Genomic DNA, 12,675 nt, shown 5'->3' with positions numbered 1-12,675 from the left:
GGATCGAGACAAACTCGAAGGGGAATGGGCGAGATGAAGACGCAGGCAGGGTTATTCAGGAGACTGGCAATCGTCGCCGTCATGGTGATTCCGACCCTTGGACTGGCGGGATGCACGACGACGGGCGGCAGCAACCTGACGGCGGCGGAACAGCAGCTGCGACAGACCGAGACGAAACGCATCGCCCAGGGCGCGGTATACGGCGCCGCCACCGGCGCGGTGCTCGGCGCGGCAATCACCGCGATCGCGGGCGGCAGCAGCGATGCCATTGCGCGAAACGCGCTGATCGGCGCGGGTGCCGGCGCCGTCGGCGGCGGTCTCTACGCCAACAATGTCAACCAGCAGACGCGACCCTATGCCGAGCAGCAGGAGCGCTATGGCACGGTCATTGCGCAGGCTGACGCCAATATCGCGCAGTATCGTCGGACGGCTGAAGCGGCGGGCCGGGTGGCCAGCGACGAGGAAAACAAGATCTCCCGCCTCAACGTGGAGCTTCAGGCGGGGCGCGTAACGGCGGCCGACTATCGCAAGCAGATGGCGAACGCGCAGGGCAACGTGCGCTTGCTCGACCAGCAGATCCGCGACGCCTCGGCCGATATCGACGTGCTCTCCAAGGAAGTATCCGAGGGCGCGCCGGAAAGTGTACAGAGCCGGCAGGCCACATTGATCGCCGAAAAGGCGACGCTGGAGGACCGCAAGCAGCGGCTGATGCAGGCCTATAGCCGCGTCCCCGATTCCGTCGGCCTCAACATCTGAGCGCAAGATGAGAGGAATCATCACCATGCGGCGAAAACTCAGCACGGCGATATCCTTCGCCATCCTCACCCTGGCGGCGTCCGCCCTCGGCGGCTGCCAGACCAGCTGTACCGGAAACCCGGCAACGGACGATCTGTCCTGCGCCCGGCAGGGATTGAACTCCGGGCGCTATGCCCAGGATACCCAGGCCATGGCCATCACCGCGAACCGCCAGACGGCCATTGCGGCCGATGCGCGGCTGACCGCCGCCGTCGCGCAGCAGAGCGCGGACACCGCGCGGGCGAACCGGGCGGCGGTTCAGCGCAGTGTCCAGCAGCAGAATGCCGAGCTGGAACAGCTGCGGCGCGAACTGGCCGACACCGAGCAGCGCCTCGCCGGAGCCCGTTCCACCAGTTCGAACGCCGAGATCGAAGTCCTCGAAAGCGACGTGGCGCGCCTCCGAAGGCAGATACAGGCGCTGCAGACGCGCAGCTGAACCGGAGGGGGTCCCGCAGATGAGAATGCTGCACACGGCCGGATGGGTTCTGCTCACGCTTCTGCTCATCCTCGCCGGCTGGGTCATGCTGCAAGCCTGCGGGATATCCCTGTTCGGGCATCGTCTGGCGTGGTGTTCGGTGGCGGACACGGCGCCGGGCGGCTCGATCGCCCGGCTCTACCAGCAGGGCCTCGACCTGGAACGCCGCGTCGCCGACGCGCCGGCGTGCCAGGCTTCCCCTATTCCTGAAGGCGCGACCGGTTCGTCCGAACCGGCTCCGGTGACAGAAACGCCGGCGCAGCCATCAGGTGGCGGGCAGAATTGACGCCTCTTGGCGTTGATCACCCACGGTGAAGCGCGCGGACCTGCCGCACGCTCATTGCTCATATGCGACGCTGTAAGCCAGCTTTTTCCGCTCGATCCGCGCGAAGCCGGGTTCGCCGAGGTGCATACCGGCGATCAGCAGCCGATCCGAAGCGACCGAGTCCAGGAGCCTCGACCGCGTATCGGCGGCGAGAGGCGCATCCTGATCGAACGCGATCGACACCTCGGGGCGCGGAACCTGGATCTGGGGGAAATGAACGATATCGCCCCAGACCAGCAGGCTGTTGTCACCTGAATCGAGCCGATAGCCGGTGTGTCCGGCGGTGTGGCCCGGCAGCGGCACCGCCGTCATGCCGGGCAGCACCTCGCCGCCCTCAAAGGTGCGCAGCCGGTCGCGGTAGCCGTCGAACGCCTTTCTCGCCACGAGGAAGTTGCCCCGCGCGCGCTCGGGCGCGCGGCTGAGATTGCCGTCATCCTGCCAGAACGCGACTTCCCGATGGTGGGCGACAAGCTCGGCATTCGGGAAGACGGCTTGCCCTGAAGCGTCCATCAGCCCCCCGACATGATCGGGATGAGCATGCGTCAACAGGATCGCATCGATCCCGGAAGGCTGGATGCCAGCGAGGAGCAGATGGGCCTTCAGCCGGCCGCCCCATTGTTTGAAACCGCCGGCGCCCGCGTCGATCAGAACCGTGCGACCGCCTCCACGCACCAGATAGCCGTTGATATGAATCGAGGTGTGATTCGTTATCCCGGCACTTTCCTGCATATGGGAGGCTTCAGTCGGGTCGATATTCGCGAGGAAGTCGAAACTGGCGGTGAGATAGCCATCGCTGACTGCGGTGATGGTGAAGTCACCGACCTTCTGGGTGGGAAAGGCAAGATCGGACATCGCTTTTTCTCCTGGCATCCGCTCAATTTCGCGCGTGAATGCTCGACGCTTCATAGCCAAAGCAACGAATGCGCGCGGTGAGGCCGGTATTGCGCTCTATGGCGCCGTCCAGCCCTCCCAGAAACCGGTCCATGACCTGCGGCGTCCGAAAGGGCTCAAGGCGATACTGGATTTCCGCGAAGGCCGGGTGCCCCAGGCCATGACGGACGGCGACATAGACGATATGCACGTTCGCCAACGCGGCCCGGAGAATGCCGGTGCAGAGTTGTGTGCATTGCTCGGTGAGGTCTGCGAGGGCTTCGTCCGGCGGCATCTTGTCCGCCGGAATATAGATCGTGACATTCGGCATCGGTGCTACCGCGCCTTCCCGACAGCGGCGTCGACGTCATTCGTCAACTGCGCCGTCATCGGCGCATAGACATGGACACCTTCCGGTAGATGCCCGATGTCAGGCGCCTTGCCGCGTTCCACCTTGGCGAGCCAGCGGTGTTCCGGGAGCTTCTCCATGGCGACCGCCTGCATCGCATATGGGGTGAGGCCCAGCCGGATCAGAGGATCGGGGCCTGTGGCGCTCAACGCCAGATATTCACCCTCACCGATTGCCGGCGCGCGCTCGATGCCGGCATAGAGGTTCCGGTGCCAGTCGGTGATGTGCTGTTGCCAGCGCGCGAAATTGCCGCCGCCCTTCCCGCGGTATTCCTCGCCCGTCAGGATGTCGAGGCCGTCGATCGAGTGTAGGGCGAGATAGACCGGGCAGCCGCGGCTCAACGCCCTGAACCGCTGCGAGGTGTGGAAGCCGGTCACCGAAATGAGGGCGGGCAGCTTGTCCAGGCTGTAAAAGTCGTTCCATTCCGCTTCGCTGCTCGGATCGGCAAAGCTGCATTCCACGGTGTAGATCATCGGACCATCCTTAGCCGGTCGCTTGAGGCGATGGGCTTGTCTTTCGTTGATGTTTGATCATGATAATCACGCGATCTTGGGCCATATAGCGATATTCGCTCATTCTTGAGTGACTAAAGATCATGATGGATGTGCGCGTTTCGCGCCGCCGCCAGGGAGACGCGCATGCGCCGCAAGATTCCCAGTCATTCCGCGCTCATGGCCTTCGAGGCGGCCGCCCGTTACGGCAGCTTCGCGCGGGCGGCGGACGAACTCACCCTGACCGAAGGAGCGATCAGCCGCCAGATCGGCCGGCTGGAAGCCTTTCTCGGCGTCACGCTGTTCGAGCGGATCGGCAACCGCGTGCGGCTCCGGCCGAACGGCGAGCGTTATGCGGCGCAGGTTCGCGAGACGCTCGATCGTCTGGAGCACGACAGCCGCTATCTGATGGGCCAACCGGAGGACGGCGCGAGCCTCGACATCGCCACTCTGCCGACCTTTGCCACACGCTGGCTCATCCCGCGCCTGAAGCGGTTTCAGGAACGGCGCCCAAACATCACCCTGCATCTGACGGAGCGGATGGAGCCATTCATTCTCGCCGGCAGCGGGTTCGACGCCGCCATCCATTTCGAGCATCCCGCCTGGACGGGAATGCGGACGCACCGCCTGCTGCATGAGGTGCTGGTTCCGGTCTGCCATCCGGCGCTGATCGCGGGGCGGAACCCGGCGACGGCCCTCGACGCGCTGCCGCGCCTTCATCGCCGCCAGAACCCGGATGCCTGGCAGCTCTATGCGCAGGAGACCGGGATAACACTGACCAACCCGGCGATCGGCGCGCGCTACGATCTTCACGCCATGCTGATCGAGGCTGCGCTCGCCGGCCTCGGGGTCGCGCTGGTGCCGCGTCTTTATATCGAAACCCTGTTGGCAGAAGGTCGCCTGGTTTCGCCTTGGCCGGATGGTCGGTCGATCTCCAAGACCTTTTGCCTCATCCTGCCGGAACCGATCCGATTGAGTGACGGTCCAATACAGGCTTTTGCGCATTGGCTCCTGGAGGAAGCGCAATCTGCCAATTCAACGCCCTGATGCCAGCCTACCTGCCTCCGGCCCGCCACCCGGCCCCGACAAACGGGCAGAACGAACAGCTGAATCCAGATCCTGCGGCGCTGGGGGCAATGGCGTGGATGTCGTTCTCATCCCGGTCTCGGGCGGCCCGCCGCTTCGGCCAAAATAGCCAACATTGCGGACGCGATACCGACCAATGCCGCCGTGGCCGATCCGTCATGGCCGATCCGCCATGGCCGCGGCCGGATCGGCATCGTCACGCAGGTCGGATGCCGTTTTTAGCCGGCTTTTCCGCCTTCCCACCCCTTTCGCCGCGTTTACCGGCTGCGTCCACCAGCCGCTGGAAGGTTGGGCACTCCATATGTGAGGGCGCCGGGCAATCGGCGACATGGCGCAGGGTGTCGCGCAGCGCCGTCAGCTCGCGGATCTGCCGGTCAATCTCGTCCGCCTTCGCGTGCAAGGTGGCGCGCGGCAGATCCGGCATGCCGTTCCTGCCGAACATCCCAGCGATCTCGTGGAGCGAAAAGCCGGCCGATTTGCCCATTGCGATCAGCTTGAGCTGCAACAGCACCTCGGGGGCAAACTGTCGGCGCAAGCCGTGCCGGGAGACCGAGGAAATCAGCCCGGCTTCCTCATAATAGCGCAGCGCCGAGGGCTTGTTCCCGCTTTTCTCCGCGACCTCTCCAATATCCAGAAACTTCATGCTTGACCTCAAGTCGACTTGAAGTGGCAGCCTACTCCCCAACGAATACGGAAGCAAGAGGTCGAGACGATGGAACGGTCCAGTTCAGGCATGGCGGAGACGGCGCAAACGGGCGTCACGATCACGCTGGCGCTCGCGATGCTGCTGGCCGCGCTCGGCACCAGCATCGCCAATATCGCTATGCCGACGCTGGTCGAGGCCTTCTCGGCGCCGTTCGCACAGGTGCAGGCGGTGGTCGTCGCCTATCTCGCGGCGCTCACGGTCTGCGTGGTGATCGCCGGTCGGCTCGGCGACCGTCGCGGGCTGAAGCCCATGCTGGTGGCCGGTCTCGCCGTGTTCGCGCTCGCCTCGCTGCTGTGCGCCATCGCCCCGAGCCTGTTGCTGCTGATCGGCGCACGGGCGCTCCAGGGCGTGGGCGCGGCCTTCCTGATGACGCTCGCCATGGCGCTGATGCGCCAGACCGCCAGCGAGGCGCGTGTCGGGCGAGCCATGGGCCTGCTCGGCACGGTATCGGCGCTGGGCACGGCGCTCGGCCCCTCGCTCGGCGGGCTGCTGATCCCGCTGACGGGATGGCGCGGCATCTTCTGGGTGCAGGTACCGTTGGCAATTGTGGCCCTGATACTGGCGATCGCGATGCTCCCGGCCGAGCCCGTCAAGGAACGGGCACCGGCCATTCGCCTGCGCTCGGTCGTGAACCGGAGCCTCGCGTCAAACCTTCTGGTGAACATTCTCGTCGCCGCCGTCATGATGACGACGCTGGTGGTAGGGCCCTTCTATCTCGCTCTCGGGCTTGGACTGCCGGCGACGCAGGTCGGTTTCGTCATGGCGATTGGGCCGGTGATTTCCATCTTCAGCGGTGTTCCGTCCGGACGGCTGGTCGATGCCCGGGGCAGCCATCGCGTGCTCGCCATCGGCCTTGCCCTGCTGGCGACAGGAGCGTTGCTGCTGGCGTTCCTGCCGAACGGGATCGGCGTTGTCGGCTATGTGCTCTCCATCATCGTGCTGACGCCGGGCTATCAACTGTTCCAGGCCGCCAACAACACCGCCGCGCTGGCCGACGTCGCCAGGGACCAGCGCGGCACGGTTTCCGGGTTGCTGGGCCTGTCACGCAATATCGGCCTGATTGTCGGCGCGTCCGCCATGGGCGCCGTCTTCGCCTTCGGCGTGGGGATGGAGGAGTTCGTCCGCGCGACGCCATCGGCCATCGCCTCGGGGATGCGGCTGACCTTCCTGCTGGCTGCCGCCATGATGCTCGCCGCGATCGCGGTCACCGTAGGAAGGAGCAACTCCGCCAAACGCGCGCGTTAGTCGCCACGATCCGCGCCAAGGGGTGTCGAACCCGCCGCCTCAGAACCAGCGCGGGCTCGGGAACGATGAAACGGAGAACTTCGTCGATGCCATTCGCCTCTATAGCCCTCTAAATGGAGCTATGGGCAAATGGCTCAAACGCACGGGAAGCCGTTGGCTCCGGGGCGGCGACCCGCATTCTATCGAGACTTGCTGACCGCACGGCGCGGCGCGGCAGCGGACATCATCTATGTGCATGCACGCTGGCGAACACCGGATGGCGCGGCGCAATCTGGTCGAGCGTGATCTCTTCAAAGCGCGTGGCGAAAAGGGTCGCGGCCTCTGCCATAGTATCCACCATCACGGCGTTGACGTTCTTTTCCACCAGGCACTCGGATGGCTCGCTACGGTTGCCGATGGCGAAAAGATTGGGACGACCAAGCGCTTACGCCTTTCACGGATCGTGTCGATCTGATCCGGGGCATCATCGAACACGCTCCCGCAGGCCCATTTGATGGCGCGACATGCCTTCTCACGCTGCATCACCTCGACCGGAACGAGCGACTGCGGACGCTGAAGGGTATTCGCCGCCGTCTTGGGCCGGGCGCCCGGCTTGTGGTCGCGGAGCACTCGGCGCCGGGTTCTGACCCCGAGCGCGGGATGGCGCATTCGGTCGCCTTCGGCGATCGTGAGGGCCCCGATTGGGCAAAGGCGGCGGCCACCAGCAGGATGACGATCGAGCGCCTGCCATTGCTTACGCCGGCCGAGGAAGAAGACATGCTGCGCGGGGCCGGTTTCACCGACGTGGAGCTGTATTACGCCGCCTTCTCCTTCCGCGGCTGGGTCGGAACGGCCGGCTAGCGCCACCGACGCGCCCGGTCAGTCGAAAATGTCGGGCTATGATGCAGGATCGACAGTCCACTAGCCGGCCTGCTCGGATCGGCGTCAATCTCGAACGGGAGAGGGCCATCGGCGGTTTATGGCGGGCCGTGCCCGATTAGATTGAGCACGACGTCTACGCTATGGGACGACGAGGCAACCCAGACGCCAACTGGAAATGAGGAAGCCGGGTGCGAATAGCAATCGATACACTCGGCACCAGAGGCGATGTGCAGCCCTATATCGCGCTTGCATTGGGATTGATGGCGCGCGGTCACGAGGTGCAAATCGCGGGGCCCGTTCAGTTCGACGTCATGGTTCGCGAACATGGCATCGCCTTTGCCGCGCTTCCGGGCGAATTCCTGGCGTTGATGGACACGCCCGAAGGCAAAGACGCGATCGCCGGCGGTGGTGGCTTCAGCGCCGGGCTCAAACTTTTGAAGCATGCACGTCCGTTGATGCGGCGCCTGCTGGACGATGAATGGGCGGCCGTCAGAGCTTTCGCGCCCGATGTGATCGTCCACCATCCCAAGGCGATTGCCGCGCCACACATTGCCGAAGCTCTTGCATGCCCGCACATACGTGCGTCGCCGCTGCCAGGCTTCACACCAACCGCAGACTTTCCCAGCCCAATGCTGCCGTTTGCTTCCCTGGGCCCGCTTAACCGGGCCAGTCATGCGCTGATGATCAAGGGAGCAGATTGGCTTTTCGGCAAGCAGATCCGTGACTGGCGGGAGACGTCGCTGGGGCTCGCGGGCCGCCGCTCCGATGCGGTCAGGTTCTTGGGCACGCTCTATGCCTATAGTCCGCATGTCGTCCCGGTTCCGCCCGACTGGGGCCGCGATGTGCTCGTCAGCGGCTATTGGTTCCTCGACGATGAGAGGTGGCGACCGTCCGACGCGTTGACAGCATTCCTCGATGCCGGCGAACCACCTGTCTATGTCGGCTTCGGCAGCATGCCCGGGCTCGATCCTCCGCGAATGACCACGATCGTGCTTGAGGCTCTCGCCAGAACCGGCAAACGCGGGCTGCTGGCAACCGGAGGCGGAGCGCTGGAGGCGCAGCGCGTGCCTGGCAACGTCCACATCATTGCCGGCGTGCCACACGACAGGTTGTTTCCCCGGGTTGCAGCGACCGTGCATCATGGTGGCGCCGGAACCACCGCGGCGTCTCTGCGCGCCGGCAAGCCCGCTGCCATCTGCCCGTTTTTTGGCGACCAGCCGTTCTGGGCAAGGCGTGTCGCGGAGTTGGGCGTGGGCCCACCGACCATCCACCGAAGAACGCTGTCGGCCGAAAGCCTGGCGGCGGCGATTACGGCGATGGATGACCCGGAGATGCGCCACCGGGCATCCACTCTTGGCGTCGCGATCCGACAGGAAGACGGAATCACGGCCGCCGTGACATTCATCGAGAGCAGGGTAACCGGACAAGCTGTTTAGCCGGCCACCAGCAGAAACGCGGTAACACGGAGCAATCCGAAGGTCAGATCTCGGCCTCCGGCCGGGCCGGCGAGTCCGCCTGCAAGGGGCGAACGGTGCCCATGGAGACGTTCGACCATCTGGTCACCCGCCACGTTGCCGAACGCGTGCGGATGCCGGCGCGCTTCGGCGGTCCTGACAGTCGCCGCATAACGTGTGACCGTTTGTCGATCACTCAGATGGCTACCGCGCTCGCCCCGCACTGACTGTCACAATTTGAAACCCGGTCGAGACACCCCGGCGATATCCAGGACCCAGAAAGGTCGGTGGATAAACAGAGGCCGCTTCCGGCCACCTGAACCAGGGTTCCGCCATGCTCGGGAAGATCATATTCGCTGCCGCTCTGGCTCTCGCCGCGCCGGTTGCCAGTGCCGCCACCACGGCCGTCGCCGTCACCAACGTCAATCTTCGCGCCGGGCCGTCGACGGTCTATCCCGCCATAACCGTGGTGCCGACAGGCGCCGCCATCACCACCTTCGGCTGCGTTGCTGGCTATAGCTGGTGCGACATCGGCTTCGGGCCTTATCGCGGCTGGGTGGCGGCAGACTACATCCAAGTCGTCTATCGCGGAGCGCCGGTCGTGCTGGCGGCGCCTGTGGCGCCAGCGGTCGGCATCACCGTCGTGTCGTTCAACCGCGCCTATTGGGACCGCTACTATGTCGCCTATCCCTGGCACAGGCACTGGGCAGCCTATCCGCCTTATGTCACGCCGCGGGTGACCTCGGCCAACCGCTCGGTCACCTGCACGGGAGGCACCTGCGTCGGCGTTCGCAGCGCCACGGGGGTCCATGGCGGCTCGACCGCCCAGACCCGCACCTGCACTGGCGGGGCCTGCACGTCGACCCGGGTCACTGCCGGTCCGAATGGCGGCACGGCGGCGCGCACGCGCAGCTGCGCCGTTGGTCAGGGCTGCACGACCAATCGCGCGGTCGTCGGCCCCGGCGGCGCTGTGCACACCGGCTCGCGCAGCTTCCAGCGCTGGTGATCGGACGTCACCCGATAAAGAAGGCCGGGAGCCTGCGCTCCCGGCCCTTTTCTTTTCGGCGCGTGACCGTCAGAGCGGCATGCCAGGCGCCTCGCTGCGGCGCCATTGCAGGAAACGGATGATCCGCTCGACCAACGTCGTCTGCATCTGCTTGGCCATGCTCATCTGTTCGGGCGTCAGCGCCGCCTTGAGTGTGGAGACCGCGTCCTGCAATGCGCGGGCCTTCTCCGCCCGCTCGATGGCGGCGCCGGCAATGTCCTGCGCGAGGTCGAAAGCCTGTGCCTCGGCGCGCTGTTTCTCCTGCGTCCAGCGCTCGAGCCGCTCGCCTGAGGGCAGAAGCGCGATGAGCGCCGTTGTGTAGCCGCGCCAGGCATCCATCTGGTCGCTCCGGATGCCGAGCGCGGTTTCCTGTGCCGAGAGCAGCAGGCCGGCAACGAGCCGAATGGCTGTCGGATCGAAGGCCGGTCCCGGTTCGCTCACGAACGGCTCCTGCTCGCATGCCCAGGGCCCGGTGGGCGCGGTCAGCTCCTGCGCGCTCCCGAATGTGGGTATGGCGGCGGCGACGAGGCCGAGGACGGCCGCTGCGCCGGCTATCCGTGTGGTCAGTCTGGTCGGGAATGTGGCTCTCATGGCATCAAGTCCTTTGCCGTTGCTGAGGCGGCAAGGGTGAACAGCCAAGGTATCGCCGCTCGAACCGCGGCATGTCGATTTGTATCAGCCCGCAAGTTCCGCCCGCGGCAACCGGACCCGGACGGCAAGCCCCCCGCGCTGGCTGGTGTCCAGCTCGACACTGCCGCCGTGCCGCTCGACCAACCGGCGGACGATGGTCAGGCCGAGGCCCGTCCCGCCGCTGTCGCGATTGCGCGAGGACTCCAGCCGATGAAAAGGTTCGAAGACGCGCTCGCGCTCCTCGGCGGGGATGCCGGGGCCCTCGTCCTCTATGACCAGCACCACAGGCGAGCCGCTGGCATCGATGCGGGCGAAGGCGCGCTCGCCATAGCGCAGCGCATTGCCGACGAGGTTGGCGATAACGCGCCCGAGCGCCTTGTCGCCCATCGCGACCCATGCCGGGCCGTCCGGCATGTCGAGGACGAGGCGCGCGTCGTTCTGCTCGGCGCCGTAGCGGCGCAGCGCGGCCGCGACGTCGGCGGAGGCCGGCTCCGTCGGGGCAAAGGATTCCTGCGCGAAGTCGAGTGTGTCTTCCACCAGCGACTGCATGGCTTCGACATCGGCAATGGCGCCGGCGCGGTGGCGGCTCTCCGGCAGCATCTCCACGCGCAGGCGCAGGCGAGTGAGATAGGTGCGCAGGTCATGCGAGATCGCGCCGAGCGTCAGTGTGCGGTTGCGCACCAAAGCGGCGATACGCTCCTGCATCGCGTTCACCGCGCGGATCAGCGTGCGCAGCTCCGGCGCGCCGCGCTCGGCTATCGTGACCGGGGCGATGTTCTCGCCGACCCTGTCGACCTCGCGGGCGAGACGCGTAATCGGCCTCATCTCGCGCGCGACCGCGACCAGCGCGGCCAGAGCGACAAGGACGCCGAACAGGCCGGCGAAGAAGCCGATCGGCACTCCGAGCAGCCGGACGGTGACGCGGTCCTGGATATCGAGCCAGAGATAGCCGCCCTCGGCCAGTCCGACATAGACGCTGAGCATGTCGCCGCGCCCGTCTTCACTGGGTCCGTCGAGGCGCACGAGCACTTGCCGCCCCTGCGCACCGCGCAGCGCCAGTGCCATCCGGATGGAACGCTCGATACGTCCGATGCCCTTCGTGGGGTCAAGATCATCGGGTAGGGCGGGAATGATCGTGGCGGTGCGGCCGTTCTCGCTGAAGGCCTCCACCAAAGCGGGCCGAAGATCGGCCGGCACCTCGTCGACCAGTAGGGCCAGAGACGCGATCTGCCGCGGCAGCGAAGGCGGCGCCTCGCCGAGAGCCCGGCGCCCCTCGCCCGCACCGAAATAGAAGACCAGCGCCAGCAGCTGGATGGCGAACAGCGCCACCGCGACGATCAGGATGATGCGGGCGAGCAGGCCGAGACGCATGGCCATCCGCCTCAGACCTCGTGCACGTCGGCCGAGAACAGATAGCCGACATTGCGCACGGTGGTGATCGGTTGCTCGGCCTCGCCGAGGCCGCGGGCCAGCTTGCTGCGCAGCCGCGACACGGTGACGTCGATGGTTCGGTCGAACGGGTCGCCGCCGGCGCGCCCGCGTGTCCAGTCCAGCAACTGGTCGCGCGAGAGCACGCGGCCGGGCCGTTCGAGGAAACAGGTCAGCAGGTCGAACTCGGCCGTGGTGAGAAGCACACGCTGCCCCCTCTCGTCCGCCACCGTGCGCGCGTCGAGATCGGCAATGAGCCCCGCGAAACGCCGCCGCCGCCGCTCCGGCACGCCCGCGGACAGGGCACCCGACGCGCGGCGCAGCAAGGCGCGGATGCGCGCCAGCAATTCGCGCGGGTTGAACGGCTTGCCGAGATAATCGTCGGCGCCGATCTCCAGCCCGACGATGCGGTCGATGTCGTCATGCTTGGCCGTGAGCATGAGGATCGGCACCCGGCTTCTGGTCCTGAGCCGCCGGCAGATCGCCAGCCCGTCTTCGCCCGGCAGCATGATGTCGAGGATCACGAGGTCGGGCATGCCCCGCATCAGCGCCCGGTCCATCAGGGCGCCGCTTCCGACCGCCTCGACGTCGTAGCCCTCGCCGCCGAGGAAATCGACGAGCAGGCTGCGAATGTCGCGGTCGTCTTCGACCAGAAGCACTCTTGCGGCTGTCATGGCGCTGGCATGACAGCGACGACGGAGCCGCGCAAGCCATCCCCGCGGCCTCGATACAAACTGCAACAAAAAGCCCCGGCGCGGAGACATGGCCGCAAAACCCCACGCCGATATTCGCTTCCGTCGCCGTGCGCAGCACAGCCGTTCCCGGCGGCATGGCAGGCGCGAACCTGCCCCCATG

Annotated in this window: 17 protein-coding genes; 9 read left to right on the top strand and 8 right to left on the bottom strand. The window is 66.2% G+C overall.

What is annotated here, in order from left to right; genetic code table 11:
* Positions 1–24: 24 nt before the first annotated feature.
* Genes QOZ99_RS08130 through QOZ99_RS08120 form a run of 3 tightly spaced genes read left to right on the top strand, consistent with a single transcriptional unit; the run spans position 25 to position 1,556 of the window.
* Positions 25–756: a YMGG-like glycine zipper-containing protein gene (locus QOZ99_RS08130; protein ID WP_306889463.1), complete on the top strand. Its 732-nt coding sequence runs from the start codon at positions 25–27 to the stop codon at positions 754–756.
* Positions 757–781: 25 nt separating this feature from the next.
* A complete protein-coding gene (locus tag QOZ99_RS08125) occupies positions 782–1,231 on the top strand; it encodes a hypothetical protein (protein WP_306889462.1) in 450 nt (149 codons plus the stop codon).
* A 19-nt stretch (positions 1,232–1,250) separates the two neighbouring features.
* On the top strand, positions 1,251–1,556 hold the full coding sequence (locus tag QOZ99_RS08120; RefSeq protein ID WP_306889461.1) for a hypothetical protein: 306 nt from the start codon (positions 1,251–1,253) through the stop codon (positions 1,554–1,556).
* Between the two features lie 51 nt (positions 1,557–1,607).
* Here the strand turns inward: QOZ99_RS08120 and QOZ99_RS08115 are convergent, their stop codons facing one another.
* Genes QOZ99_RS08115 through QOZ99_RS08105 form a run of 3 tightly spaced genes read right to left on the bottom strand, consistent with a single transcriptional unit; the run spans position 1,608 to position 3,347 of the window.
* Positions 1,608–2,447: an MBL fold metallo-hydrolase gene (locus QOZ99_RS08115; RefSeq protein WP_306889460.1), complete on the bottom strand. Its 840-nt coding sequence runs from the start codon at positions 2,445–2,447 to the stop codon at positions 1,608–1,610.
* 22 nt (positions 2,448–2,469) lie between these two features.
* Positions 2,470–2,796 carry a hypothetical protein gene (locus QOZ99_RS08110; protein ID WP_306889459.1) on the bottom strand — a complete coding sequence of 109 codons (327 nt, stop codon included), beginning with the start codon at positions 2,794–2,796 and terminating at the stop codon, positions 2,470–2,472.
* 5 nt (positions 2,797–2,801) lie between these two features.
* Positions 2,802–3,347 carry a sugar ABC transporter gene (locus tag QOZ99_RS08105; RefSeq protein ID WP_306889458.1) on the bottom strand — a complete coding sequence of 182 codons (546 nt, stop codon included), beginning with the start codon at positions 3,345–3,347 and terminating at the stop codon, positions 2,802–2,804.
* A gap of 165 nt (positions 3,348–3,512) precedes the next feature.
* On the opposite strand from QOZ99_RS08105, the gene QOZ99_RS08100 reads away from it, so the two are divergent.
* Positions 3,513–4,412: a LysR substrate-binding domain-containing protein gene (locus QOZ99_RS08100; protein WP_306889457.1), complete on the top strand. Its 900-nt coding sequence runs from the start codon at positions 3,513–3,515 to the stop codon at positions 4,410–4,412.
* 235 nt (positions 4,413–4,647) lie between these two features.
* Here QOZ99_RS08100 and QOZ99_RS08095 read toward each other — a convergent pair whose 3' ends face one another.
* A complete protein-coding gene (locus QOZ99_RS08095; protein ID WP_306889456.1) occupies positions 4,648–5,094 on the bottom strand; it encodes a helix-turn-helix domain-containing protein in 447 nt (148 codons plus the stop codon).
* 45 nt (positions 5,095–5,139) lie between these two features.
* Here QOZ99_RS08095 and QOZ99_RS08090 point away from each other — a divergent pair, with 45 nt between their 5' ends.
* Positions 5,140–6,402, top strand: coding sequence for an MFS transporter (locus tag QOZ99_RS08090; protein ID WP_370876822.1), 1,263 nt, complete (start codon positions 5,140–5,142; stop codon positions 6,400–6,402).
* Between the two features lie 223 nt (positions 6,403–6,625).
* On the opposite strand, the gene QOZ99_RS08085 is transcribed toward QOZ99_RS08090, so the two are convergent.
* Positions 6,626–6,766 carry a hypothetical protein gene (locus QOZ99_RS08085; RefSeq protein WP_306889454.1) on the bottom strand — a complete coding sequence of 47 codons (141 nt, stop codon included), beginning with the start codon at positions 6,764–6,766 and terminating at the stop codon, positions 6,626–6,628.
* 11 nt (positions 6,767–6,777) lie between these two features.
* Here QOZ99_RS08085 and QOZ99_RS08080 point away from each other — a divergent pair, with 11 nt between their 5' ends.
* The 4 genes from QOZ99_RS08080 (at position 6,778) to QOZ99_RS08065 (ending at position 9,723) form a co-directional block, all read left to right on the top strand.
* Positions 6,778–7,242: a class I SAM-dependent methyltransferase gene (locus tag QOZ99_RS08080; protein WP_306889453.1), complete on the top strand. Its 465-nt coding sequence runs from the start codon at positions 6,778–6,780 to the stop codon at positions 7,240–7,242.
* A 209-nt stretch (positions 7,243–7,451) separates the two neighbouring features.
* Complete coding sequence (locus QOZ99_RS08075; protein WP_306889452.1) at positions 7,452–8,699, top strand: glycosyltransferase; 1,248 nt, start codon at positions 7,452–7,454, stop codon at positions 8,697–8,699.
* A 101-nt stretch (positions 8,700–8,800) separates the two neighbouring features.
* Positions 8,801–8,944 carry a hypothetical protein gene (locus QOZ99_RS08070; RefSeq protein WP_306889451.1) on the top strand — a complete coding sequence of 48 codons (144 nt, stop codon included), beginning with the start codon at positions 8,801–8,803 and terminating at the stop codon, positions 8,942–8,944.
* 107 nt (positions 8,945–9,051) lie between these two features.
* Positions 9,052–9,723 (top strand): SH3 domain-containing protein, encoded by a 672-nt coding sequence (locus tag QOZ99_RS08065; protein WP_306889450.1) that lies wholly within the window; start codon positions 9,052–9,054, stop codon positions 9,721–9,723.
* Positions 9,724–9,792: 69 nt separating this feature from the next.
* Here QOZ99_RS08065 and QOZ99_RS08060 read toward each other — a convergent pair whose 3' ends face one another.
* The 3 genes from QOZ99_RS08060 to QOZ99_RS08050 are packed head-to-tail and all read right to left on the bottom strand — an operon-like array spanning position 9,793 to position 12,494.
* Positions 9,793–10,401 carry a hypothetical protein gene (locus QOZ99_RS08060; RefSeq protein ID WP_306889449.1) on the bottom strand — a complete coding sequence of 203 codons (609 nt, stop codon included), beginning with the start codon at positions 10,399–10,401 and terminating at the stop codon, positions 9,793–9,795.
* A gap of 36 nt (positions 10,402–10,437) precedes the next feature.
* Positions 10,438–11,769 (bottom strand): ATP-binding protein, encoded by a 1,332-nt coding sequence (locus QOZ99_RS08055; protein WP_306889448.1) that lies wholly within the window; start codon positions 11,767–11,769, stop codon positions 10,438–10,440.
* 5 nt (positions 11,770–11,774) lie between these two features.
* Entirely contained in the window at positions 11,775–12,494 is a 720-nt protein-coding gene (locus QOZ99_RS08050; RefSeq protein ID WP_306889447.1) for a response regulator, read from the bottom strand.
* Between the last annotated feature and the right edge of the window lie 181 nt (positions 12,495–12,675).

The sequence above is a fragment of the Ancylobacter amanitiformis genome (genome assembly GCF_030814815.1).
Taxonomy (GTDB): Bacteria; Pseudomonadota; Alphaproteobacteria; order Rhizobiales; family Xanthobacteraceae; genus Ancylobacter; species Ancylobacter amanitiformis.
Note: the sequence above shows the minus strand (reverse complement) of the source record. Positions and strands in the feature narration are given on the sequence as shown.

Coding starts and splice junctions, on each gene's coding strand:
- QOZ99_RS08070 (WP_306889451.1), top strand. CDS start 8,801: ATGGAGACGTTCGACCATCTGGTCACCCGCCACGTTGCCGAACGCGTG.
- QOZ99_RS08100 (WP_306889457.1), top strand. CDS start 3,513: ATGCGCCGCAAGATTCCCAGTCATTCCGCGCTCATGGCCTTCGAGGCG.
- QOZ99_RS08115 (WP_306889460.1), bottom strand. CDS start 2,447: ATGTCCGATCTTGCCTTTCCCACCCAGAAGGTCGGTGACTTCACCATC.
- QOZ99_RS08055 (WP_306889448.1), bottom strand. CDS start 11,769: ATGGCCATGCGTCTCGGCCTGCTCGCCCGCATCATCCTGATCGTCGCG.
- QOZ99_RS08110 (WP_306889459.1), bottom strand. CDS start 2,796: ATGCCGAATGTCACGATCTATATTCCGGCGGACAAGATGCCGCCGGAC.
- QOZ99_RS08065 (WP_306889450.1), top strand. CDS start 9,052: ATGCTCGGGAAGATCATATTCGCTGCCGCTCTGGCTCTCGCCGCGCCG.
- QOZ99_RS08120 (WP_306889461.1), top strand. CDS start 1,251: ATGAGAATGCTGCACACGGCCGGATGGGTTCTGCTCACGCTTCTGCTC.
- QOZ99_RS08130 (WP_306889463.1), top strand. CDS start 25: ATGGGCGAGATGAAGACGCAGGCAGGGTTATTCAGGAGACTGGCAATC.
- QOZ99_RS08050 (WP_306889447.1), bottom strand. CDS start 12,494: ATGACAGCCGCAAGAGTGCTTCTGGTCGAAGACGACCGCGACATTCGC.
- QOZ99_RS08080 (WP_306889453.1), top strand. CDS start 6,778: ATGGCTCGCTACGGTTGCCGATGGCGAAAAGATTGGGACGACCAAGCG.
- QOZ99_RS08095 (WP_306889456.1), bottom strand. CDS start 5,094: ATGAAGTTTCTGGATATTGGAGAGGTCGCGGAGAAAAGCGGGAACAAG.
- QOZ99_RS08105 (WP_306889458.1), bottom strand. CDS start 3,347: ATGATCTACACCGTGGAATGCAGCTTTGCCGATCCGAGCAGCGAAGCG.
- QOZ99_RS08125 (WP_306889462.1), top strand. CDS start 782: ATGCGGCGAAAACTCAGCACGGCGATATCCTTCGCCATCCTCACCCTG.